At 71.8% G+C, this 24158-nt stretch carries 15 protein-coding genes; 4 read left to right on the forward strand and 11 right to left on the reverse strand.

The annotated features are described in order from the left end of the window. Positions 1–68 precede the first annotated feature (68 nt). Positions 69–554: a ferritin-like domain-containing protein gene (locus tag OWM54_RS15395; RefSeq protein ID WP_141323361.1), complete on the reverse strand. Its 486-nt coding sequence runs from the start codon at positions 552–554 to the stop codon at positions 69–71. 122 nt (positions 555–676) lie between these two features. Continuing rightward, positions 677–994, reverse strand: a complete 318-nt coding sequence (locus OWM54_RS15400) for a PQ-loop domain-containing transporter (RefSeq protein WP_141323359.1) — start codon at positions 992–994, stop codon at positions 677–679. Between the two features lie 202 nt (positions 995–1196). Here OWM54_RS15400 and ligD point away from each other — a divergent pair, with 202 nt between their 5' ends. Then, entirely contained in the window at positions 1197–3860 is a 2664-nt protein-coding gene (ligD, locus tag OWM54_RS15405; protein ID WP_267697972.1) for a DNA ligase D, read from the forward strand. 78 nt (positions 3861–3938) lie between these two features. Continuing rightward, positions 3939–4883: a DMT family transporter gene (locus OWM54_RS15410; RefSeq protein WP_267697973.1), complete on the forward strand. Its 945-nt coding sequence runs from the start codon at positions 3939–3941 to the stop codon at positions 4881–4883. Between the two features lie 10 nt (positions 4884–4893). Here OWM54_RS15410 and OWM54_RS15415 read toward each other — a convergent pair whose 3' ends face one another. The 6 genes from OWM54_RS15415 to OWM54_RS15440 form a co-directional block, all read right to left on the reverse strand. After that, positions 4894–5307 carry a hypothetical protein gene (locus OWM54_RS15415; protein WP_046711169.1) on the reverse strand — a complete coding sequence of 138 codons (414 nt, stop codon included), beginning with the start codon at positions 5305–5307 and terminating at the stop codon, positions 4894–4896. Between the two features lie 66 nt (positions 5308–5373). Beyond that, positions 5374–9093, reverse strand: a complete 3720-nt coding sequence (locus tag OWM54_RS15420; RefSeq protein WP_267697974.1) for a VCBS repeat-containing protein — start codon at positions 9091–9093, stop codon at positions 5374–5376. A 30-nt stretch (positions 9094–9123) separates the two neighbouring features. Beyond that, positions 9124–10689, reverse strand: coding sequence for a hypothetical protein (locus OWM54_RS15425; RefSeq protein ID WP_267697975.1), 1566 nt, complete (start codon positions 10687–10689; stop codon positions 9124–9126). Between the two features lie 7 nt (positions 10690–10696). Continuing rightward, on the reverse strand, positions 10697–12094 hold the full coding sequence (locus OWM54_RS15430; RefSeq protein WP_223746095.1) for a DUF1501 domain-containing protein: 1398 nt from the start codon (positions 12092–12094) through the stop codon (positions 10697–10699). Positions 12095–12111: 17 nt separating this feature from the next. After that, positions 12112–12789 (reverse strand): hypothetical protein, encoded by a 678-nt coding sequence (locus OWM54_RS15435; RefSeq protein ID WP_141323349.1) that lies wholly within the window; start codon positions 12787–12789, stop codon positions 12112–12114. Beyond that, positions 12789–14828 carry a DUF1585 domain-containing protein gene (locus tag OWM54_RS15440; protein ID WP_267697976.1) on the reverse strand — a complete coding sequence of 680 codons (2040 nt, stop codon included), beginning with the start codon at positions 14826–14828 and terminating at the stop codon, positions 12789–12791. The genes OWM54_RS15435 and OWM54_RS15440 overlap by 1 nt, the downstream gene beginning before the upstream one ends. 171 nt (positions 14829–14999) lie before the next feature. Here OWM54_RS15440 and OWM54_RS15445 point away from each other — a divergent pair, with 171 nt between their 5' ends. Then, positions 15000–15563 carry a DUF420 domain-containing protein gene (locus OWM54_RS15445; RefSeq protein WP_074949357.1) on the forward strand — a complete coding sequence of 188 codons (564 nt, stop codon included), beginning with the start codon at positions 15000–15002 and terminating at the stop codon, positions 15561–15563. Positions 15564–15570: 7 nt separating this feature from the next. On the opposite strand, the gene OWM54_RS15450 is transcribed toward OWM54_RS15445, so the two are convergent. Next, positions 15571–16248 carry a biliverdin-producing heme oxygenase gene (locus OWM54_RS15450; RefSeq protein WP_267697977.1) on the reverse strand — a complete coding sequence of 226 codons (678 nt, stop codon included), beginning with the start codon at positions 16246–16248 and terminating at the stop codon, positions 15571–15573. Between the two features lie 13 nt (positions 16249–16261). On the opposite strand from OWM54_RS15450, the gene OWM54_RS15455 reads away from it, so the two are divergent. After that, a complete protein-coding gene (locus OWM54_RS15455; protein ID WP_267697978.1) occupies positions 16262–17107 on the forward strand; it encodes a metallophosphoesterase family protein in 846 nt (281 codons plus the stop codon). Positions 17108–17134: 27 nt separating this feature from the next. Here OWM54_RS15455 and OWM54_RS15460 read toward each other — a convergent pair whose 3' ends face one another. Together OWM54_RS15460 and OWM54_RS15465 are read right to left on the reverse strand one after the other, a co-directional pair. Beyond that, positions 17135–19717, reverse strand: a complete 2583-nt coding sequence (locus OWM54_RS15460) for a S8 family peptidase (RefSeq protein WP_267697979.1) — start codon at positions 19715–19717, stop codon at positions 17135–17137. Between the two features lie 69 nt (positions 19718–19786). Beyond that, positions 19787–24130 carry a DEAD/DEAH box helicase gene (locus tag OWM54_RS15465; RefSeq protein ID WP_267697980.1) on the reverse strand — a complete coding sequence of 1448 codons (4344 nt, stop codon included), beginning with the start codon at positions 24128–24130 and terminating at the stop codon, positions 19787–19789. Between the last annotated feature and the right edge of the window lie 28 nt (positions 24131–24158).

Below are 24158 nucleotides of genomic sequence, written 5' to 3' on the forward strand. Positions count from 1 at the left end.
AGCCTAGAACGGCGGCACACGTCTGGCATATCGCCCGGGGGAAGTCCGCCCCAGGTGCGGGCCCCGGGTCAGGCCTGGACCTCGGAGCCCTCGTGCAGCGGGGCGCGCTCCTTCTCCCAGGGGCGGGTCCGGACGGCCTCGCGGATCCACAGGATGTGACGGCGCTCGTCCTCGCGGTGTCGCTCGATGAGCAGGCGCACATCGGGGCTCCAGTCGAAGCGCAGGGCCACGTCGTAGGAGCGGTTCGAGTACTCCTCGTTGCCGAGCATCGCCACCAGCGCGGCCTCGGTACCCATCAGGCTGGACATGGCCGTCAGGCCCTTCATCGCCGCGCCCTTCAAGTCGGGCCTCAGGTCCAGCGGCGCGCCCCCGAAGTGGTGGATGAAGCCGTTGAGCTCCCGGACATGGCGCACGTGGTCGGCACGGAACTCGGCGAGCCGCTCACGCACCAGCGGCTCCGGGATGCGCGCGAGCGCCGCGTCATAGGCGCCCACCGCGTCCGCGTCGAGCTGCGCAAGGCTGCGCAGGCGTGCCACCTCGGACTTCTCGGCCATGTCGACATCCTCCAAGCCTAGGGACCGCGAGCAATGTGAGAAGCCTCTTCCCACGAGCCAACCCGTCCCCCGGTGCCTCGGCCCGGCCGCTCTGACACCGGGCAGGCGGCCTGGAGGTGGGTTCAGGAGCGGGGATGCGCGGGACGCAGCGGCAGCGAGCCCTCGCCGCGGGCGCCCCGACGCTCGGCGCGGCGGTGCTTGAGCACGATGAGCTCGCCGACCAGGGCGCTCAGCAGAATCAGCGCGTTGGTCACCACGAAGACCCAGTTGCCCACCAGCACGCTGTAGGTGGTGAAGCCCACGGAGGCGGTGATCTGCCCCAGGAAGAGCCACTGCGAGACGCCCTCACTGGAGCCGGTCTTCCACTGCTTGTGGATCTGCGTCCCCAACGTCAGCAACAAGATGAAGGAACTGAACCACCCCACCGCCTCGATGCCCATGCAGCGCCTCCCGCGTACAGATGCGCATGTGCGGGCACGGCGACAGCTGCGCATTCCTCGGACGCTCACGGAGACCCCGCTGTCCAGGCGACATGGCCGGGGCTTGTCGGGTCGTCCGCTCGGACGCAGGTGACGCGGGCGCTCGACGCGGGACGGCGCGGTCGACATTGCGATGGGCTTCCTGGATGCCGACCGTTGAGTCGTGAACCGCGCACGCACACGACTCCAGACCTACCGCCGCAAGCGGGACTTCCGCCGCACCCCCGAGCCCGCTCCGGAGGCGCCGGCCTCCTCGGACGGCGCGCCTGTCTTCGTGGTGCACAAGCACGATGCCACCAGCCTCCACTACGACTTGCGCCTGCAGGTCGATGGCGCGCTGGCGAGCTGGGCCGTGCCCAAGGGGCCCAGCCATGACCCGGGTGACAAGCGGCTCGCGGTGGAGACCGAGGACCATCCCCTCGCGTACGCCGACTTCGAGGGACACATCCCCGACGATGCCTACGGCGGTGGGGACTCCCTGCTCTGGGACCGGGGCACGTTCGACACGGTCCCTCCGGGACAGGCCCACGCGCAGCGCGAGCACGGGCGGCTCCACGTCGAGCTGCGGGGCGAGAAGCTGCGGGGGCGCTGGCACCTCATCCGCACCCGGCTCCGGGGGAGCGCGAAGAAGCCGCAGTGGCTGCTCTTCAAGGCGAACGACGAGACGGCGGACCCCTCGCTCGACATCACCACGGAGCGGCCCGAGTCGGTGAAGAGCGGACAGGTCCAGACGCGGGGCCCGGTGAAGCGGGGCGCGAGGAAGCGGCCCGCGTCGCGCGCGCGGGAGGTCGCGACCACGTCCACGAAGCAGCGCAAGCCTCGTGCGCTGGCGACACCTCGCACGCCGGCGAAGCTGCTGGAGCTATTGGGCGCGCCCATGCTGGCGCGACTGTCGGTGCCGGAGGAGGTCACCGACGCGACGCACGTCTACGAGGTGAAGTACGACGGCTTCCGCGCGCTGGCGGCGCTCGTGGGCGGCAAGCTCGCGCTGCGGAGCCGGCGGGGCAATGACCTGTCGAAGCGCTTCCCCGCGCTCGCCGAGGCCCTGCGCGGGCTGCGCGTGAAGGACGTGGTGCTGGACGGCGAAATCGTCGCGCTGGATGCGAAGGGCCGCTCGCGCTTCCAACTGCTCCAGCAGGGCTTGGAGGGCGTGGAGCAGCGCTTCGTGGTGTTCGACATCCCGTGGCTCGACGGTGAGGACCTGCGCGGCCTGCCGCTGGAGGAGCGACGGGCGCGGTTGGAGCGGGTGATGAAGCACGCGCAGCTCCCGCTTCAGCTCTCGGAGCGCATCGAGCTTCCGATGAAGCGCGCGCTGGACCAGGCGCGCAGGAAGGGCTGGGAGGGGCTCATCGCGAAGCGGCGAGGCTCCACGTACGTGGACACGCGCTCGGGCGACTGGCTCAAGCTCAAGGTGGTGGCGGGACAGGAGGTGGTCATCCTCGGGTACCTGCCCATCCAGAACGAGCGCTCCAGGACGGAGCTCGGCGCGCTGCTCGTCGGGGTGCATCGCGAGGACGGCTTCCACGACGTGGGCAAGGTCGGCACGGGCTTCACGTCGAAGGACCGGCGCGAGCTGCGGCGGCTGCTCGACGAGGACGTGGTGCGCAAGCCCGCGGCCGTGGACGCGAAGCCGCGCAAGGGCGCGGTGTGGGTGAAGCCCCGGCACGTGGCGCAGGTGAACTTCAGCGAGTGGACCGAGGACGGACGGCTGCGCCAACCCGTGTACCAGGGGCTGCGCATCGACAAGGCTCCGACGGAGGTGGTCCGTGAGCGTCCCGCGCCTGCCTCGCGAGGGGCACGGAAGACCTCGGATGAGACCTCCACGGCGGCTGGCACCAGACAGCGCCGCGCCGCCGCGCCCGTGCGTGGCGCTTCGCGGCGCACGGCCTCCGCCGGCGGCTCACGACAACGTCACTCGACGGGCTCGCTCAGCGCACCGCGCGCCCAGGCCGCGCGCACCTCCCCGCCCACATCGCGCGACGGGCACGCCACGCTGACGCACGGGGACCGCGTGCTCTTCCCGGAGGCCGGCCTGACGAAGGCGGATGTCTTCGAGTACTACCGGGCGGTCGCGCCCCTGATGGTCCCCGTCCTCGAGGACCGCCCCATCTCCGTGCAGCAGTGGCCCGCGGGAATCCAGGCGCCGGGCTTCTTCCGACACGAGCTGTCAGGCATCCCCGCGTGGGTGCCCACCCAGCGCGTGCGCCACCTGGACAAGACGCTGCGCCACGTGAACGTGAACGGCGAGGAGCCCCTGCTGTGGCTCGCCAACCAATCCGCGCTCACGCTCCACATGTGGCTGAGCCGCGCGCCCAGGCTCTCGCAGCCCGACTTCCTGGCCATGGACCTGGACCCGGGCAAGGGCGGCTGGTCCGACGTGGTGACGGTGGCGCTCGCGCTGCGCGGACTGCTCGAGGAGCAGGGCCTCGACAGCTACCCCAAGACCTCCGGCAAGCGCGGCCTGCACGTCATGATTCCCCTGGCCCCCGGACACACGTACGCGAAGGTCCAGGCGCACGCGGACGCGCTGGCCCATGCACTGGAAGCGCGACTGGGTGAGCTGGCCACCACGGTGCGCGGCATCCGCGCGCGCAAGGGCCGGCTCTACCTGGACGCGGGACAGAACGCGCGCGGCAAGACGGTCGTCGCGCCCTACTCCCTCCGGGCCAAGGAGGGCGCGCCCTTCTCCGCGCCCCTGAAGTGGAGCGAGGTCACCCGGCGCCTCGACCCCGCGCGCTTCAACCTCCGCACGCTCGAGAAGCGCCTGGACCAGGTGGGAGACCTGTTCGCTCCCGCGTTGAAGCATCCGCAGCGGCTGCCGGACTGACACGCCTGGCTGCTCGCCGCTTCCCCTCGCGACACACCGTGCATGACGTCGGGGCGGGTGTTATGGGGCGACGCCACCATGGACTCCGCTGTCGCCTCCGGCCCCGTGAAGCCCGCGAGCCGTCTGAAGGTCGCCCTCGCCTACTGCACCTGCTTCCTGCTCTGGGGCTCCACCTGGTCCGTGGTGAAGGTGGGCCTGGAGGACCTGCCCCCCTTGCGCTTCCTCGGCACGCGCATGCTGGTGGCGGGGCTCGTCCTGCTGCCCTTCGCCCGCGCCGCGGGACAGGTGGACCCGCGCACCGGAGGACGCATCGCCGCGCTGGGCATGCTCCAGCTCGCGGCGCCCTTCACCCTGCTCTTCTTCGCGCAGCAGTGGATTCCGTCCAGCTGGGCCGCACTCCTGTTCTCCACCTTCCCCGTGTGGCTGCTGTTCGTCGGCCGCATCCTCCTGCCGGACCAACCCCTCACCCCCGGCAAGCTCCTGGCCGCGGGCCTGGGCGTGGCGGGCGTGGTGCTGCTCCAGTCCTCCGACATCCAGGGGATGGCGCTGTCCGGCAAGATGCTGCTGGGCGTGGGGATGACGCTCTTGTCCGTGGTCCTCATCGCCGTGGCCAACGTGCTCGTCCGTCGCCACATGGCGCACGTGCCTCCGCGCGTGCTCGTCTTCGGACAGGCGCTCAGCAGCGCCGCGCCCCTGCTCGCGCTCTCGTTCCTGCTGGAGTCGAACGCCGCCGTGACGTGGACACCGCGCGCCGTGGTTGCGGTGCTCTACCTGGCCATCTTCGGCACCGCGTTCACCTACCTGTGCCTCTACTGGCTCCTGCCGCGCATCTCCCTCACCGCGCTGGGTATCATGGCGCTGCTCGACACGCTGGTGGCGGTGGTGCTGGGCGTCGCGTTCCTCGGCGAGCCGCTCACGCTGTCGCTCGTCGTGGGCGGCTCGCTCATCCTCGGGAGCGCGGCCCTGGCCAACGCGCTGCCCCAGCAGTCCCCGCCCCGGCCCGACGAACAGGCCCGGGGCTGAGGGCACTCGCTCACCGCGACGCGTTCAGCGCACGGTGCTCCTGAATCCACGCGCGCGCCTCGTCGAGCGTGTCCACGTAGCGCACGTCCAGCGGACGCCCACCGGTGAGCATGGAGCCCACCATCAGGCTCTTGGTGGTGGCCTTCTGCTCCAGCGCCGCGCCCACGTAGACAATGCCCAGGAACCAGTCCGCCTTCGCGTGCTCCACCAGGTAGCGGCGCGACTCCGGGCTCAGCTGCGAGTCGGCGATGTCCGCCGCCAGGTAGAAGCGCCCCTCGGCGGACAGCGACTGGTACAGGCCACAGGACCAGCGCGACGTGTCCTCGGTGATGGCGCCCCGGAAGCGCGCCCACAGGATGTCCGGCGCTTCCAACCACGCACGCTGCGCGCCGTGGCTCCACTCCTGCTCCCAATCCCTTGCCATGCGACTCCCGCGAAGAGGCCGGGCCCAGGATAGGACCGACGGCCTCCGCTTCCCACTGGCCCGCCGCTAGAAGCGCAGCGGCAGCGAGAACGCCGTCCCGTTCTGCGTGCCCGTCCGGAAGCTGCGCGGCGCGCCGATGACCAGCGTGGGCGGCGTAGTCTGGTTACCCGGCGTCAGCGCGACATCCTGACCAATCTGGCTTCGCTCGGAGCCATCCCCGGCGACGAGGAGGAAGGGCGACAGCGCGCCCTGCATGCCGGGGCCGCCCGCGTAGATGAACACGGCGCCGCCGCCATCCGAGGCCTCGGAGGCGCCCGGCGCGCCCACGACGAGGTCCGGCACCTTGTCGCCCGACAGGTCCACGTTGCCCGCCAGCGACGTGCCGAAGCCCACCGCGCGCGACTTGTGCACCAGGACGATGGGGCTGAGCCCGTCACCGAAGAGGCCCACCACGCCCGAGGCCACGTGCTCGGGCTTGGCCATCTCCGCCCGGAGCGTGGCGATGTCGACGAGCAGCACCACCGGCTGGGTGGTGCCGTTGAAGGGCACGGACGTGGCGCTGATGGCCAGGAAGTCGCGCGCGTCTCCACCACCGCCCGCGTTGCCCAGGACCTTGCCCGCGCGAGCGATGGCGAGCCCCAGGCCCTGGTTGTTGAGCTGCACCTCGCTGTCCGCGGCGATGCGCCACACCGTGGCCGTGGTGCGCGAGCACTTCGCGCCGTAGCCCAGGAGGATGGCCACGCCCGAGCGGGTGCCCTCCGCGTAGCGCCACGCCAGGTCGTCACACGTGTCGCCGTCGATGTCGCCCAGCGACGTGAGCGCGCTGGTCTGCAGCGCCATGGAGGGCCAGGTGTAGACGGGGTCGCAGACCATGGTGAGCTTGCTCAGCCCGGCGTCGTCCGGCGCGCGGCCCAGGAACACCTCCATGCCGCGGTCGCGCAGCACGCCCACGTCCTGGAACCCGTCGTTGTTGAAGTCGAAGCCGCCCACCAGCCCACGCCCCAGCGCCGAGCGCTTGCACTTCGCGTCCGTCTCCGGCGTGCAGCCGGCAATCTGCAGCGGCGCCCACATGCGGTACGCGGGCTTGTAGCTGCCGTCCGCCTGCCCGAGCGACACCAGCACGCCGCCCACGGACTGGCTGCCCGTGGTGAGGCACTCGGCGCGCGTCGTGTGGTACTGCGCCGCGTGCTCCGCGCTGGTGCTCGCCGGGACGATGAGGCCCGTGGCGCCCACCACCAGGTCCGGGCGGCCATCCTTGTTGAAGTCGGTGAAGGCCACGTCCGCGCCCACCGAGCGGCCCGCCGTATGCGGGGACGGCGCGCCCTCCGCGGCCACCGTCGCATCCCCCGTACGCGCCACCGGACGCACGTACGCGCGGCCGATGGAGAGCGCGTCACCATCTCCATTGGCGCCCGCGCCGGACCACCCCGGCGCGCCCAGGAGCGCCAGCGCGCCCGAGGCGCCCGTCGTCACCGCCACCTGCTCACCCACGCGCTCCACGCTGGGCCGCGCGGGGACATAGGAATGCGTGCGCGCCCACTCCGTCAGCGACGCGCCACCCCGGCGGAACAGCTCCACGCGGCCGGTGTACGCGCCCGCCTCCGACGACGCGCGTCCTGCGAAGGCCGCCAGCGAGTCCCCCTCCGGCAACTTCCACACCGCCAGGCCCGCGCCCAGCGTGTCGGACCGGGCCGTGCCGTTGAGCGACAGCAGCGGCTTGTTGATGACCGCGCCCTTCGTCAGCGTGGCCAGCGGGTACGCCAGCACCTTGCCGCCGAAGCGCAGCGCGGTGGCGCCCGTGCCGGGCTGTGCGTAGGGGGCGCCCAGGAGCAGCTCCGGCCCCGGCACGCCGTCCACGTCGAGCACCGCGAAGCTGCGTCCCGCGACGATGCCGCCCGACTCGCCGTAGATGCGCGCGAAGGCCTCCTCGCGCTTCACCTGCGGCGGCGTGGCCGCGGGGTCTCCGGTGGGCGCGTGGGTGCTCAGGTCGAACAGCAGCGCGCCACCCGCGTCGCTGGCCGCGCGGTTGCCGCCGCTGGCGCTCAGGTCCGGCGAGTCCGCGCGGTCCGCCACCGCCATCAGCAACGGCGGGCGCGTGTCATCACCGGGGATGGCGCCCAGCCGCCACGTGCCCTCGTTCGAGTCCGCGAGGTTGGCGGGCAGCACGTACACGTCCGGGGTCGCCCGGAAGCGGATGCCCTCCGAGCGCGCGAAGAAGACGGAGATGGCCACCTGCGTGCCGGAGACCGCGCCCTCCGCGTTGTAGCGAGACACCTTGCTCAGCGCGGCGAGGTCCAGCCGCCCGTCCTTGTTGAAGTCCGCCGTCACCAGCGCGCGGCCCATGTCCGAGCCCGTGCGCGCCATGGGCGCTCCGTCCTTCGTCAGGTCCGAGCCCCCCAGGCGAATCGAGGGCAGGTCCGGCACCGGGGCGCTCGCCGAGGAGAGGTAGATGTCCACGGTGCCACGCGCGCGGATGGCGTTGGTGGGCGCCAGGTCTCCGACGGGCGAGCCCACCACCAGGTCCACCTTGCCGTCCCCATCCATGTCCGCCACGGCCATGCCCGCGCCGAAGGCCGCGTCGCGCAGCAGCCCCGCCAGTTGCAGGCGCAGCGGCGCCGGGGCTCCGCCCTTGAAGGTGTAGAGGTACACCGCGCCCGCGTTGCTCACCGCCACGTCCGCGCCCGGCGAGGACACCACCAGCTCCGCGCGCCCGTCGCCGTCCAAATCACCCGCGGCCAGCGCGTCACCAAACTGCGCCGTGTCCGTGTCGCCCGTCAGCACCCACAAGGGCTGCGGGTCCAACCCGCCGTTGCCGCCCTTGTAGATGAAGACGGCGCCGCCGGTGGGCCGGCCCAGGTCACTCTCACGCTGGCCCACGGCGAGGTCCAGCACGCCGTCGCCGTCGAAGTCCGCCGTCACCATCGTGGCCGCGTCGGTGAGCCGTCCGTGCGCCAGGCCCGGCCGCGTCAGCTCGTCCAGCACCACCACCGTGACGGACGCCTTGTCACCGGTGAACGGGTCGGAGGCCTCCAGCAGCGCCGCGCCCGTGTCGCCCGAGAGGAAGCCGATGCGCCCGGCCGCGAGCGTCCCCGGCCCGGACACCTTGCTCCACACCACCCTGTCACTGCCGCCCCGCGTGAACAGCGGCACGGACGAGCCCGAGGGCACCGCCAGGTACGCGGGCGCGCCGGCCAGCCGCGCCGTCCTGCTCACGGTGTACTGCAGCTCCACCTCGTCGCCCGTCTGCGAGTCGCGCACGGAGACCAGGTCCAGGCCCTCGTTCGCGCCCGCGGTGTAGCGGCCCTCCGGCGTCAGCGTGGCGCCAGAGCGGTTCTGCTTCAGGCTGTAGGTGGCCGTGCCCAGCAGGCCCTGCGTCGCCACCTGGAAGGACACGCCCGGGCGCACGTCCGCGCGCCCGGGCGCGATGTCGAACGCGGCGATGACGTCCACCGTGGCGCGCGCGTCACCGGGACAGCGCGCGTCCTCCACCACCAGCGTGTCGCTGCCCGGCGTGTGCCCCGCGATGAAGCGGTTGCCGCGCAGCTCACCCGACGAGCCTCCGTCCTGCAGCGTGTAGCGGTACTGGCCGCTGCCGCCGGTGGCCACCAGCGCCACGGGGGCCCCCACGCGCACCCGCGAGGGCTCGGCGCGGAGGCTCACGGGCGACAGCCCCGTGCACCGGTCCACCTCCGGAGGCGGCTCGTTCTCACGCGCGGGGTCCAGGTCGTCGGAGCAGGCCGTCACGAGGAGCGCGAGCAGCGGGGCCGCGCGAGGGAATCGAATCATGGGGGTGCCTCGGGGGGTAAGGCGGGACGACTAGGGCTTCGCGCCGGACGCGGCCCAGCGCTGGATGAGGGAGATGAGCTGCGGGTCCAGCGGCCCGTCGGCGGGCATGCGCTGGTCTCTCACCGCGGCGGTGATCAGCGCCGCGTTCTCCTTCCACAGCTCGTACGTGTTGAGCGCCCGGCCGGGGCCGGTGATGTGGCACTTCTCGCAGCGCGACACGTGGATGGGCTGGATGTCCGTCGCCCAGCTCAGCACCGCGGTGCTCACCGGCTGGTAGTCGAAGGGCACCAGCCGCTTCGCCTCGGTGCCATCCAGGAAGCGCGCCACCACGCCCAGGGCCAGACGGCCGGCGGGCAGGCCCGCGAACGAGTACGCCTTGGGCGTGCCGTCGTCCTCGGTGCCCCCCAGGCTGTACACGGGGCCCTCGCCCTGCGCGCGGAACTCCGCGCCGCCGAGCTGGAAGACGACCTCCTCCGGGTCCACGCCCGCGGGCATCACCGCGCGCACCACCAGGCCGTCCTCCACCACCTGCATGCCCTGGTGCAGCCCCGTCACGCGCGGCGCGGGGGACCTGCTCACCGCCACCGTCTCGCCGCCCAGCTGCACCCACGCGCAGCCGCTCTCGTCCGCGGACAGGAAGCGGAACTCGCGCGTGTCGATGCCCTGCGCCAGGCCCCACTCGTTCGCGTCCGCGTCGTACAGCAGCAGCGCGTCGCTCGACTTCACCCACAAGAAGCGCCCCGACGCGAGCAGCTGCGCGGGCCGCTGCGGCAGCGTCACCCGACGCCAGCCCTCCTTCGGGCGGCGCAGGAGGCCCTGGCTGGTGAGCAGCCACAGCTCACCCGCCGTGCCCAGCCCCGGCCCCAGGCCGGCGAGCGACTGCACCTCTTCACCCTCCGCCAGCGGCGCCCCCTCCTCGCGCACGTCGAAGTGCACCAGGCTGGTGGCCACGGCGACGTACAGCTTGCCGCCGCGCAGGAACCACACGCCCGCCGAGCCCTCCGCCGTCGGCGCCGCCGCCAGCGCGGTGATGCCGGTGAGCGCCTCGCCCTTCACCTTCAGGGCGGACAGCGTGCCGTCGCGCAGCTGGAACAGACCCGCCGGATGCGCCAGCCACACCGCGCCGTCGGCGGCCTGCGTCGTCGCGCTGATGCCCAGCCCCAGCGCGTCACGCCACGGCGGGGAGATGAGCCAGCCGGACTCGGCGAGGAACAGGCCGTTCTGCGCCTCGACGAGCGCGCTGTGCGGCCCCATCCGGAACACGGCGTTCACCGTGCCCGGCTGGGCGCTGTTGCCCGGGTGGGGCTCCAGCGCGCCGAGCGAGCCGTCCAGCCGCAGGCGCACCACCTTGCCGCTGGTGTTGGCGAAGATGCCGCCACCGGACTGGTCCGCGAAGCCCGGGGCGGACGCCAACGCCGTCTTCGCCCGGACCTCGGTGGGCCGGAACGAGACGGGCCGGGGCCTGTCCAGCGGGAGTGAGTCCTCGCCGCACGCGGCGACGAGGACGGCGGCGCAGAGAGGGAGGAGGCGAAGGAGGCCGGGGGCGGAGGACCGCCCCTGGGCCAGGTCCCGGGGGGCTCGGGGATGGGTGCGCATGCGGCTTTCAGGCGAGGATGGGACGGAGGGGCTCCACACGGGTGATGCTGTAGTCCAGGCCCGCCGAGGCCAGCACCGTGGCGATGACGTGCTCGGGCAGGATGTTCTCGCCGTTGGGGTTGGCGGCGCCGGTGCGCAAGTCGAACGTGCCCGGGGCCATGCCGATGTCGCCGCTCTTGCCGAAGACGTAGTTGTGCTTCACGCCGGCGCCCATGACCATGCACGAGTTCGAGATGTGGTGGTCGCGGCCGCCGGAGCTGTTGATGAGCGGCGTGCGGGAGAACTCGGAGAACACCATGATGGTGGTGTGGTCCATGAACGTCCCGCCCGAGGGGTGCTGGGACGCGCGCAGGTCATCCACCAGGCTGGCCAGCGCGTCGAAGCCGCGGCGCTGGTTGCTCGCGTGGGTGAGCTGGGTGCCGAAGTGCGTGTCCAGGCCGCCGGTGAGGTTGATGGTGACGCACTGGGCGATGCCCTTCTTGAGCGCGGTGCCCACCATGGCGGCGCGGCCCGCCTCGTTGTCGTAGCGGCCGCTCTGGTCCAGGCCGTAGCGCTGGCGCACCGCGGCCATGTCGTCGTTGTTCAGCTCGAAGCGGAACGACGACTCCAGCTGCTGCGTCATCACCTGCTGCATCTGGTCGCGGCTGTTCTGGTACGTGGTGCCCACGCCGCGCGCGCCGTAGGCGGCCTGCTCGCAGTTGATGGGCTGGCCCCGGAAGTCCACCAGCTGCTTCTCGATTTCGCTGTCCAGCAGCTGCGAGCTGGGCTTGAGCGTGAGTAGCAGGTCGTCCTTGCGGCTGACGCGCAGCGCGTTGGCGTAGCCGGGGTAGCGGTCGTTGTACGACTCCACGTTGAACGCGATGTTGGAGATGGGCACGCGGGGCTTCATCTGCCCCACGATTTCCGTCGCGGTGGAGGAGCCGCGCGCCGCGCTGCCGATGGGCATCTTCCCGGTGAGGAAGTAGCGGTAGCCCACCTCGTGGCCCAGCGTGTTCATGTTGATGCCGCGCACCACCGTCATCAAATCGTAGTGGTCCGCCAGCCGCCCCACCGCCGGCCCGAAGTCGATGTTCGAGCGGCCCTTGCCGGCGATGTCCGGCCGCAGGGGGATGGAGGAGAAGCGCGAGTCGTTGATGAGGTTGTAGCCGGGGAGGATGCGCGTCTCCGCGGCGCGGTCCGCGGTGAACTCCTCCGGGTCCTTCGGGTCGAAGGCGAGCAGCTGGTCCCAGCCGCCGTTGAAGTACACGAAGACGAAGCAGCGGTCCGCCGGGGCCAGCGCGGCGGCCTGGGCGAAGGAGCGGAAGGGCAGTCCGCCCAGCAGGGTGGAGCCCATGAAGCCGGCGGCGGCCTTGAGGAAGGTGCGGCGCTCGGGACGGTGGTTCTCGTCGAGGCGATTCTTCTTCATCGAAGTCACTCCGCGCTTCAGTAGGTGATGAACCGCGTGTCGGTCAGCATGGCGATGCACATCACCGCCAGCACGTCCGAGCGCCGCTTGGCCGTCTCCGCCCGGGCCGCGGCCTGGGTGAAGAACGTGGCCCACTTGTCCAGCTCCTCGCCCTCCAGGGGCGCGCCCCAGAAGCGCAGGGAGTTGTAGACGAGGAACTCACGCACCTGGGCGTCCGTCAGCTTGCGCAAGTCCCCCCAGACGTCGGGCAGCGTGCGCGACAGCGTGCGCTTGGAGGCGTCCGCCAGCTTCAGCTCGTCGTTCGCCTGGCCGATGCACACGAAGCGCGCGCCGTCCTCCAGGAACTTGGCGAACACCAGGTTGGGCTCGGTGTTCTCGCTGTTGACGAGCGCGTAGTCGGCGCGGCCCAGCGACGAGGCGCGCGCGTCGATGCCGTCTCCGCCGTTCACCCAGCGGCGGCCCACGGCCTCCAGGATGGCGGCGTCCAGCTGGGCGACGGTGAGCCGGCGCGGGGCGCGGCCCACGCTGCCGCCCTGGGCCTCCGGGTCCGGCAGCGGGTCGAAGTCCCCGGGCTGGTGGGGGTTGGCGATGGGCTCGAGCGTCCCGTCCTCGGTGGGACCGGACTTCTCGTCGGGGGACTTGGTGCAGCCCGCGCTCAGCGCGAGCAGCGCGGCGGTCAGGAGCCAGCGGCGCATCAGTCGATCCTCCGGTAGGCGTCGGTCGTCACCACGCGCTCGATGAGCGCCTTGAAGCGGTGGCCATTCTTCGCGAACTCGCTGGCCAGCGGCGCCAGGTACATCCGCTGCTCCTCCGCCGACATCGGCCGGCCCAGGAACTCGTTCCACACGCGCTTCACCGTGCAGCGCTCCAGCTCACCCGACTGGAACATCCGCTCCACCAGCAGGCGCGGGCCCGCCTCGATGTTCTGCTCCTCGTCCGCGGTGCGGTACAGGTACGTCTTGAGCATGCCCAGGCTGCTGGCGCCGTCGCCGTCGTAGGCCTGCATCACGTACTGCGAGCACTCGCCGCCGCAGTTGGTGTCGCCGGCGATGGCGCAGTCGCGGCACTTCGGGTCCAGCCGCGGGAACTGGTCCGGGGAGAGGAACTGCGCGGTGCGCTCGCCGTAGCGGCCCCAGTGGGCGCCGGTGGGCTCGATGGTGGCGTGGCAGTAGTTGCAGCCGCAGCGCTTGGCCAGGTTGTTCTCGCGGTTGCACGCGTCCTCGGGCGCCGGCAGGTTGCCGTCCGAGGCGGGCACGAAGGTCTTGCAGAGGAAGGCCTCGTAGAACTCCGACACGCGGGCGCGGTGCGTGGGGAAGCGGTACAGGAACGCGGGCGTCGTCAGGATGCCGGAGTGCGACTCATCGCGCGTGTAGGGCTGCCACGTGGCCGAGTCCGTGTAGGCGACGGCGGGGATGGCCTCCAGCGGCGCGGGCGCGGTGACGTTGAACACGCCCACGCCCTGGCGCTGGCGGTACAGCTCCGACATGGGGCCGTTCACGAACGAGCGGCGGGTGGTGAGGATGTTGTAGTAGGGCTCGTCGTTGCGGATGACCGAGTCGGCGATGCGCAGCGGCTCCTCGTTGAAGGCGGCCACGCGCGAGTCGTAGACGTTGCGCACGTACAGGGGGTCCGTCGTGGCGCCGATGGCCGGCACCTCGCAGCGGCGCATGCCCACGCCGCACCCGCAGCTGCGGTCATTGGCGAAGCGGGCCGCCTCGCAGGACTCGCGCGTCCAGGGGTTCTCCACGCGCTCCTGCGCCTCGATGGCGCACACCTTCACCGTCGCGGGCGCGCCCTCCGGGGCCCAGTAGCCGGCGGGCCGGTTCACGAAGCCCTCGCGCTGGATGCAGCCACGCACCGGGGCGTACGCGCCCTTGATGTTGTTGTTGAGGTTCAGGTCCAGCGTGCAGCGCTTGAGCGTCGTCAGGCTGGGCTTGGAGTCGGGGTTCGGGTGGTCGAAGGAGATGACGTAGCCGTTGGCGTCCTTCGTCTCCACCGTCAGCGCGGAGGTGGTGTTCTTGGCCGGGTCCGGCAGGCAGAGGAACGGCTTGATGCCCGTGCCGGAGCCTCGGTTGTCACAGAAGTAGCGGTACTTCGCCCAGGTGTTGCTGGAGGGCGCGGCCGTCAGCTGCGAGCAGTCCGTCACCGCGTTGGCGGTCGCCGCCGCCAGGTCCGTGCAGCGGTAGAAGTTGGTGTCGTAGTCGAAGCTGACCGGCATGGGCACGCCCATGGCGTCATTGCAGGAGGTGCGCGTCGCGGCCGTCAGCGGGGCGGCGTGCGGGTCCTGCGTCTGGGTCAGACACGCGCTCTGCTCGATGTCGGAGTTGCACGACTGCCCGTTCACACCGCGCAGCGCCGTGGACGGGTTGTTCGCGAAGCCGAAGGCGGTGGTGGTGCCGTTGCCGCCCAGGCGCGAGTTGCCGTTGTTGTTGACGCTGCCGCTGATGTTCGAGCGGATCAACGCGCGGTGGAAGTTGCGGATGCGAGTGTAGAAGCCCTCGCTGTCCATCATCTTCCGGATGTCCTCCTGCGTGACGGCGCCCTTCTCCTGCACGGCCTTGTACTCGTCCCAGGTGGGAGGCCGGCCGAGCAGGTCGAGCGTCAGTTGCCGCAGGTGTCTTTCGGGGCGGACCTTCGCGACGGGCGCGCAGACGGCGGCCTCGTCGGCGGAGGCTGGCAGGGCCAGGAACAAGGCGGCGCCGGCCAGGATGGCAAGGCAACGCTCGCGGAGCACGGGGAACCTCCGTGGAGGGGGAGTCGGGGGCGACTGTCTCCTAGTATGCAAGAATTACAGATAAGAGATCCAGTCGACCTAGCAGATTCCTTCATCCCACAAGGTGGCACAAACCTGTGACAGACGCGGGTGCCGGTTGAATCTCTCGACGGGGCGCGAGACATAGGGCGCATGTCGAACGTCAGCTCCGCTCCGCTTCCGCCCCGGGTGAGTGACCGGGCCTTCTATGTCTTCACCGGTGTCGTGTCCGTGGCGGCCCTGGCGTTCATCGGCTGGATTCTGATGGGCCGACGCGGGGCCACGGTGGAGGGCGTGGATCTGCGCTTCCTGCCAGCGGTCAACGCGAGCCTCAACGCGACGGCGGCGGCGCTGCTCATCGCCGGGTGGGTGGCCATCAAGCAGGGCGCGCGGCGGGTGCACCAGTACCTCATGGTGTCGGCCTTCGCGGCGTCCGCGCTGTTCCTGGTGTGCTACCTCGCGTACCACTACGTGCACGGCGACACGCGCTACGTGGGCGACTTCCGCGGGCTGTACCTGTGCATCCTGGCCAGCCACGTGCTCCTGTCCATGGGCGTGGTGCCGATGGCGCTCGCGGCCTTCTACTTCGTGTGGCGCAAGGACTTCACGCGGCACCGCAAGGTGACGCGGTGGCTGGCGCCCATCTGGGTGTACGTGTCGGTGACGGGCGTGGTGGTGTTCTTCATGCTGCGCGGCAGCGTGCCGTCCATGCCCTGAGGCACGGTCAGCCCAGGGCACGCCGGAGCCAGCGCTCGAAGGCGTCGAAGGTGTCCTGGGCGCCCCTCACCACGCGGTCCCCGAAGTCCAGCTCCGACGTGTTGTCGGCCGCGCGCGCGAGCACCTCCGTGAAGCCGCGCCACTTCGGGCCCACGTCGTCGCCGTAGGCTCGGAAGAAGACGAAGTCGCCCGCCTGGGTCCCCTCGAAGTGGCGGCGCAGGTGACGCAGGATGAGCTGGCCGCCGAGCGTGGCCCCCTCCAGCACGTAGCAGCCCCCGAGCGCCTCGGGCAGCGAGCGGAGCGGCGGCGGCTCGGGACAGCGGGGCAGCCGCGCGAGCGACGCCGCGTCATGGCCGAGCGCGCGCAGGTCCGCCTCCAGCCACGGCAGCTTCAGGCGCTCGCGCAGGTGCAGCGCGGGCAGCTCTTCCGCGAGCACCTCGTGAAGGCGCGCCTCCACCGGCTGGTGGAAGCCGTACAGCGCCTCCAGGTGACGGCGGTAGCCATCGAGCGTCAGCCCCGGCTCCAGGAGGCGCACCGCGGACTCGGCGCGCTCGTGATGGGGGCGGGTCTCCGTCTTCAGTCGCTGCGGCAGGGACACTGCGGGGAAGATGCCGTCACGGACGCGCCGAAGGAACGACGAAATCCACGGCGTGGGCCCGCCCGCCCGGGCAGCGGCCGGGGGCACCTGTCAGGAACACGTGGAGACGGGCGACCTGGGCGCCATGCGAATCCAGACGCTTCAGCCGACGCCGTGTCAAAGCTGGCCTTATCAATCCGCCGCGCCCCGGGGAGGCTCCGAGACGGTGTTCTTCCCGCTGCTGCGGGGCACCGTGGACGTGCTGCCCGAGGACGTCTCGGCGCTGCTCGTGCTCTCCGACCTCCAGGGCGTCGCGTCCCATGCGCTGCACGACGGCGCGGTGGCGCTGCTCGGCGAGGTGCTCGCCGACGAGCTGGCGCTCCTGGGGGAGCTGGGCGAGCTGCCGCCTCCGAGCACCATCGGCGTGGTGCTGGCCGGTGACCTCTTCTCCGAGCCGGGCGCGAACGTGCGCGGAGCCTCCGGCGACGTGCGCTCGGTGTGGCTCGCCTTCGCGTCCCACTTCCGCTGGGTGGTGGGCGTGGCCGGCAACCACGACACCTTCGGCGGCGCGCGGGAGCAGACGCGCTTCCAGCAGCGCCCCGGCGTCAGCCTGCTCGACGGGGAGGTGGTGGAGCTCGACGGGCTGAAGGTGGGCGGCGTGGGCGGCATCATCGGACACCCGGGCAAGCCGGGCCGCCGCGAGGAGTCCCAGTTCCTGGGCCATCTCGTCGACGTGCTGCGCACCGGGCCGGACGTCCTGGTGCTGCATCAGGGGCCGGACGTCGAGGGCACGCGCCTGCGCGGCAGCCCCGTCATCCGCGAGGCCGTGGAGAGGGCCCCGGGCTCGCTGGTCATCTGTGGCCACGCCCACTGGGACGAGCCGCTCGCCACGCTGCCGAGCGGCACGCAGGTCCTCAACGTGGACAGCCGCGCGGTGCTGCTGGAGCGCGCGGCGACGAAGAGCTGAGGCCCCTTCCGCCGCCGTCTCATGCCCTCAGCGGCAGAAGCCGTCGGAGCGACAGGTCGCCGGAGCCGCGCAGCTGAGCCCCGTCCCGAGGCAGCTCGGCTGACACGCGCCGATGCCGGTGCCGTCGCTGTAGCAGCGGTACTGCGAGCGGCAGTCACCCTGCCCCGTGCCAATCTCCCGAGAGCAGCTGTCCAGGCAGCTCTTCAGGCCCGTCACCGAGTTCACGACGTAGCACTTCGAGCCCGCGGGGCACGCCGTCGAGTTGCACTGGAGCGTGCAGTAGCCGCCGGGGAAGTTCGTGTTGCAGAGGCCCTCGCCGCACTCCGAGTCGAGCGAGCACGGCGCGCCCACCTGGAGCGACGGGTCATCGTCGATGGGCGCCAGCGGGAGCAGCGCGAAGTCGATGTTGCGCGTCGTCGAGCGGGCCGTCACGTCGATGGCCTCCAACGAGTCGACGTTGCGCCAGAAGCCGGTGAGCTCCCCGTCCTCGAAGAGGTTGCCGTCGTCGTCCTCGTCGATGGTCGCCAGCGTGTAGTACGTCCGAGGCACCAGCGAGATGGAGTACGCGTAGCCGCGTGCCGCGGACACGGTGATGAGCGAGTCGCGGTCCGTCTCCCACTCGCCGGTCAGGTCGTCCTGCCAGAGGAACGCGATGATGGCGTCGCGGCCCGCGGCGGCACCCACCGCGATTTTCAGCGCTACCGTGGCCGAGCCCGCTCCGCCCGAGCCCACCAGGTTCAGCGTGGCCAGGTAGTCCCCATCCGCCAGTCCCGCCGTGTTCACCGCCACGTCGAACGACGTCGAGCCGAACGCCGGCACCGTCTTCGTGGTGCCTCCGGGGAACGACACCGTCGTGCGGGCCGCGCCGTCCACGGAGGCCGTCACCACCAGCTCGCCGCCCTGACGCCCGCCGATGTTGCTCAAGGTGAGGTGCTGCGTCTCCGTCCCCTGGAAGAACAGCGTGGAGGTGGACACGCTCAGCTTCGGAGGCACGGTGCCCGGGTCCGTGTTGGCGACCTGTCGGAGCGCCGCCTGCGCGTTGACCAGGCCCGCGCCGCAACCTCCCGGACACTGCGAGCCGGCGACGGGCGTGGCGGTGCTCTTCAGGATGCTCTCCGCCTGTCCGGGCGAGAGCGTCCCGCCCGAGTGCGCGTGCATCAGCGCCACGATGCCCGCCACGTGCGGCGACGCCATGCTGGTGCCCTGCGAGAAGGAGTACGCGGGCTGACGGTTGTCATCCAGCACGGTGGAGAGCACCCCGTCCGCGTAGCCGTCGCCATTGAGGTCCTCGACCATCTCTCCGCCCGCGGCCACCACGTCCACCCCCGAGCCGTAGTTGGAGTAGCTGCTGCGACGGCCGGACAGGCCCGTGGCGCCCACGCAGATGACCTGCTGCTGGTTGCAGGGTGTGCTGTCGGCGGCGGCCATGTTCTCGTTGCCCGCGGCCACGACGATGGTGGCGCCCCGCGCGACGGCGGCGTCGATGGCGTCCTGGTAGAGCCGCTGCGGCGGCGCGGTGCCACCCAGGCTCAGGTTCACCACCTTCGCGGCCACCGCGGGCGACTGGGAGACGCCCGGCACCGAGCCGCCCGTGGCCCAGGTGATGGCCGCCGCGATGTCGAAGCTGCTGCCGCCCTGCCGGCCCAGCACGCGCACCGGGAGGATGCGCGCGTTCCAGGCCACACCCGCCACGCCGAAGCCGTTGTTCGTCATCGCGGCCACCGTGCCCGCCACATGCGAGCCGTGCCACGACGAGCCCCCGGACGGCATGTCGCCGCCCTCGTCCTGGGGGTTGGCGTCACGCCCGTTGCCATCCCCCGCGTTGGCCGGGTCCGAAATCATGTCGTAGCCGGGCACCACGTGGCCGTCGAGGTCGGGGTGCGCGACGATGCCGGTGTCGATGACCGCCACCACCACGCCCGTGGCGTCCGACTCCACGTCCCACGCCGCCGGCAGGTTGAGCGCGGCGTAGTGCCACTGGAGGCTGTAGCCCTTGTCGTTCGGCACCGCGAGCTTGTGCATCCGCAGGTTGCGGTCCGTGAAGCGCACCCCGGGCAGCGCGGCGAGCCGCGACACCAGCTCCCGCGTCTCGTCCGCCGTCACCCCGTGGCCATCCTCGGCCTCGAAGCCCACCAGGTGCAGGTGCTCGCTGGCGTGCCCCTTGTGCACGGCGCGATAGCCGGGGACCTTCGCGGCGGCGAGCACGCGCTCGGGGGAGACGGAGGACTCCTCGAAGCGCACGACGACGTCACCGGGGATGGTCGGGTCCTCGTCCGGAACGCGCGAGAGCGGCGGCGGCCCCAGCGGCGCGGGGATGATGGGCAGCTCCGGGTCCGTCTGCTCCAGCGCCGCGCGGCGCGAGGACTGGGCCCGGGCGCTCTGAATCTGCTCCGCCAGCCGGTTCGCCACCGACCTGCCGAAGGGCAGCTTCAGCTCGCGCGAGACGCCGCCCTCCGTGGACTGCTCGTTGCTGCGAAAGGGCGTCAACGTCCCCGTGACGGTGCCCTTGTTGGGGTCCGTGCCACCGTCGGCACCTCCGCCCCCCTTGCTCTCGTCACACCCACTGACGGACAGCAGCAGCCACAACCCCACGAGCCATGCACGACGCATTCAGGATGCCCCCTCACCGCGGACAGAAGGGGGCACCCTAACATCGCGCCTTCGCGCGGACGTGCATTCTCAGCTCGCCTGCGCCACCTCGTCGTCGTCCGTGTCCTCCCGAACGTTCGCATCGGCCTCATCCGCCAGGGCGTTCACATCTCCGGGGACACCGTCGATGTACGTCACGACGTTCCCCGGCAGCGCGGGCACGCGAGGCCCCGGCGTCACCACACCCGTCAGGTTCAGGGGGTCCACTCCCGAAATCTGGATTCGCACGCCGGACGGAGGCTGACGGCGCACCGCGCGCGCCGTGTCCACCGCCTCCGGCAGCGCGAACTGTTCACCGACGAAGCCCGCCACGAAGCGGCCGCCCCGCACCTCGCCCCGCGCCTCCATGCGCCGGTACACGAAGAGCAGCTCGCGCCACGTGGGCGCCAGCGCCTCGCGCATCACCAAATCCCTCCAGACGATGCCGTAGCGCTGGAGGAACAGGCGCGCCAGCGAGTCCATCACCTCGTCCGACGTCTTCGGCTCCGCGGGCGCCAGGAGGCTCCAGCGTCCCGGGCCTCCGCGCTGGAGCAGCTTCTGGCGCTTGCGGTGCGCGGGGCTCTGGAGCACGCGCAGGTTCTGCACCGCGTCCGCCGTCACCAGGCCGCGCGCCACCAGCTCCCACAGCGCGTCCTCGATTTCCGCCGGCAACCTGCGCGCGCGCGACACCAGGTCCTGGAAGAAGCACGCGCCCCGGCGCTCCAGCACCGACACCACGTCCTTCGCGGCGACGCTGAGGTCCGGCGGCGTCCACACATCCCCGTCCGCGAGCACCGCGTGGGGCCGGGCCGCGACGAGCATCCACTCCAGGTCCTCGCGCAGGGCGAAGGTGAGCGGCGCGTTGCGCGTGGGCGAGGCCCTGGAGCGCGTGGGGGCGGGCTCCGGGTCCGGCGTCACGGGCGCGCCGCGACGAGGCCCCGCCACGGGCTTGGGCTCCTTCATCGTCAGCCGGCCCCAGGCTACCTCGCCGCCGTAGCACGCGCGCTCCAGCAGGTCGGGCGTGTAGCCGCGCATGCGCGCGGGCAACAGGAAGCGCTCCCACGCGGAGGCCGGCGCCTCGTAGCCCTGGAGCAGGCGCACCGCCTTGAGCAGGCCCGTGGAGCCGCGCAGCGAGTCCACATCCTCCAGGTGGTGCCACCGGAAGAGGAAGCGCATGAAGTCGCGCGCGCTCAGCGGCTCGATTTCGCGGCGCAGCCGGCCCACCGTCATCCGGTGGATGCGCTGGAGCAGGCGCCGGTCGCACCACTCCAGCGGCGGCGCCTCGCCCGGCGCCAGCGGCTGCTCCAGCGGACGGAAGCGGCCTCGCAGCACGGTGCCCTGCATCTCCAGCTGATGCATGGCCGCGTTGACCTCGTCCTCGCTCAGCTCGCACAGGCGCGACAGCTCCGCCACCGTGACGGGGCCCACGTTCTCCATGCGCCCGCGCACCACCTGGAGCACCGCGGCCTCGCGCTCCACCGGACGGTCGTGCTCCAGCACCGGGAGCGGCGGCTGGGTCATGGCGTCCGGGAACAGCGCGCGCACCGCGCTGCCCCGCTCGGCCGCGACCAGGAAGCGCCCGCCGGGGAGCGTCAGCCACGACACGCGCCCCTGCTGGAAGAGCGGCTCGGCGAGCCCCCGGGGCACCTCCCTGTCCCGCACCAGCACCCACTGGAGGAGCAGGTCGTGCAGCTCATCCTCGTCGCGCATCGGCGGCGCGGCGTCCTCCACCACCGTGGCGATGGCGGTGGCGTCCAGCGCGCCGAAGGCGGCCGCGTCCTCGGCTGGCATGGCGCGGCGCAGGGCCACGTTGCGCACGCGGCGCTCCTCCGCCGGGGCGTCGTCCAGGAACGTGTAGGGCTGGCTGTGAATCATCGCGTGCGCGAAGACGCTCGGCTCGGGCACGTCGCGGGCCTCCAGGCGGATGCGGCCGTCGCGCATGCGCCGGAGCACCTCACGCAGCCCCTCCACGTCCATGGCCTCGTGCAGACAGTCGTCCATCGTCTGCTTCACCAGCGGGTGGTTCGGCAGCTCGACGTCCGCGCCGCCGTGGTTGTCCTGGCAGCCCACCTGCGCGGGGAACACGGCGGCGAGCAGGTCCTCGCTGCGCGCGCGCTGGAGGTTGGGCGCCACGCGCTTGCCGCCCATCATCCGGTGGAGCGCGAGCGCCCGCGTGGCCACCCAGCGGAAGCGCGTGCCGAACAGCGGCGACTGGAGCACCGCCTGCACCAGCACCTCCTCCACGTGCTCGGGGTGGAGGAAGTCGAAGATGTCCGACAGCGGGAACGAGTGCTGCTCGCCCAGCGACAGGAGGATGCCGTCCTCCGTCGCCGCCGCCTGGAGCTCGAAGTCGAACGAGCGGCAGAAGCGCTTGCGCAGCGCCAGGCCCCAGGCCCGGTTGATGCGGCTGCCGAAGGGCGCGTGGATGATGAGCTGCATGCCGCCCGCCTCGTCGAAGAAGCGCTCGGCCACGATGAGGTTGTGGCTGGGCAGCGCGTCCAGCATCTTGCGCCCCAGCCGCAGGTAGCCGAGCAGCGCGTCCACCGCGGGCGGGGACATGCGCAGCTCCTTCTCCAGGAAGGCCTGCGCGTCCTCGCGCGCGAGCAGGTCCTCGCGCAGCCGCCCCACCTGGAGCGACAGCTCGTCGGTGCGCCCCGGCGCCTCGCCGCGCCAGAAGGGCACGTTGGGCGCGGCGCCTCGCGCGTCCTCCACCATCACCGTGCTGCCCATCACGCGCTGGATGCGCCACGCGGTGCTGCCCAGCAGGAACACGTCCCCGGGCGAGGACTCCACCGCGAAGTCCTCGTCCAGCGTGCCCACCACCTTGCCCTCGGGCTGGGCGGTGACGCTGAAGGTGAAGGTGTCCGGGATGGCGCCGCCGTTGGTGAGCGCGGTGATGCGCACGCCCCGGCGCCCCTTGAGGCGCTGGTTCACCCGGTCGCGGTGCAGGTGGATGCCCGCGCGGCCACGGCGGTCGCTGATGCCCTCCGACAGCACCTCGAGCACGCCCTGATACTCCTCCCAGGTGAGGTCGCGGTACGGGTACGCGCGCTGGAAGAGGCTGAAGAGGGCGCGCTCGTCCCACTCCTCGCACGCGCACGCGGCCACCACCTGCTGGGCCAGCACGTCGAGCGGCTTCTCCGGCATGATGACCCGGTCCAGGTCGCCCTCGCGCACGGCGTTGAGCAGCGCGGCGCACTCCACCAGCTCGTCGCGCGTCATCGCGAACAGGATGCCCTTGGAGATGGCGGCCTTGTGGTGGCCCGCGCGGCCCACGCGCTGGAGCAGCACGGAGATGGCCTTCGTGGTGCCCAGTTGCACGACCAGGTCCACGTTGCCCACGTCGATACCGAGCTCCAGCGACGCGGTGGCCACCATCACCCGCAGGCGGCCGTCCTTGAGCTTCTCCTCGGCGGCCAGCCGGATTTCGCGCGACATGCTGCCGTGGTGGGCCGCGACGAGCCCTTCACCCAGCCGCTCGCCCAAATCATGCGCCACGCGCTCGGCCATCTTGCGCGTGTTGACGAAGATGAGCGTCGTGCGGTGCGAGGCCGTCAGCGCGATGAGCCGGTCATAGACCTGGCCCCACATCTCGTGGGTGGCCAGCGAGGACAGCTCGGCGTCCGGAATCTCGAGCGTCAAATCCCACGGGCGCAGGTGGCCCACCTCGACCTTGCGGCACGGGCGGTGGCTCGCGCCGGTGAGGAAGCCGGCGATGGCGTCCAGCGGCTTCTGGGTGGCGGACAGGCCGATGAGCTGCGGGCGCACCTCGGTGAGGGCCTTGAGCCGCTCCATGGACAGCGTGAAGTGGCTGCCTCGCTTGTCGCGCGCGAGCGCATGGATTTCGTCGACGATGACGGTGCGCACGCCCTTGAGCGTGGCGCGGGCGCGCTCGGCGGTGAGGTAGAGGTAGAGCGACTCCGGCGTGGTGATGAGGATGTGCGGAGGGCGGCGCACCATCTGCGCGCGCTCGGACGCGGGCGTGTCACCGCTGCGCACCTGCACGCGCAGCTCGCGCGGGGTGTAGCCCTCGCCGCGGGCGCGCGAGAGCAGCTCCTCCAGGGGTTGGAGGAGGTTCTTCTGCACGTCGTTGCCCAGGGCCTTGAGCGGCGACACGTAGAGCACCTGGGTGCGGTCCTCCAGGCCCCCCTCCAGCGCCAGCCGGAACAGCGAGTCGAGCGCGGCGAGGAACGCGGTGAGCGTCTTGCCGGAGCCGGTGGGCGCGGCGATGAGCACGTCGTGCCCGGCCTGGATGAGGGGCCAGCCCTCGATTTGAGGACGCGTGGGCTCGCCCAGTCGCTCGGCGAACCAGCGGCGCACCACGGGGTGGAAGCTCGCCAGGGCCGGATGGGCCGCGCACTCGGCGGCGAAGTCGAGGCTGATTTGCGGGGCCATGCACACCTCTCCAGGAGGCAGCCTGAAC

Origin of the sequence: Myxococcus sp. MISCRS1 (genome assembly GCF_026626605.1) — a bacterium.
GTDB classification, from domain to species: domain Bacteria; phylum Myxococcota; class Myxococcia; order Myxococcales; family Myxococcaceae; genus Myxococcus; species Myxococcus fulvus.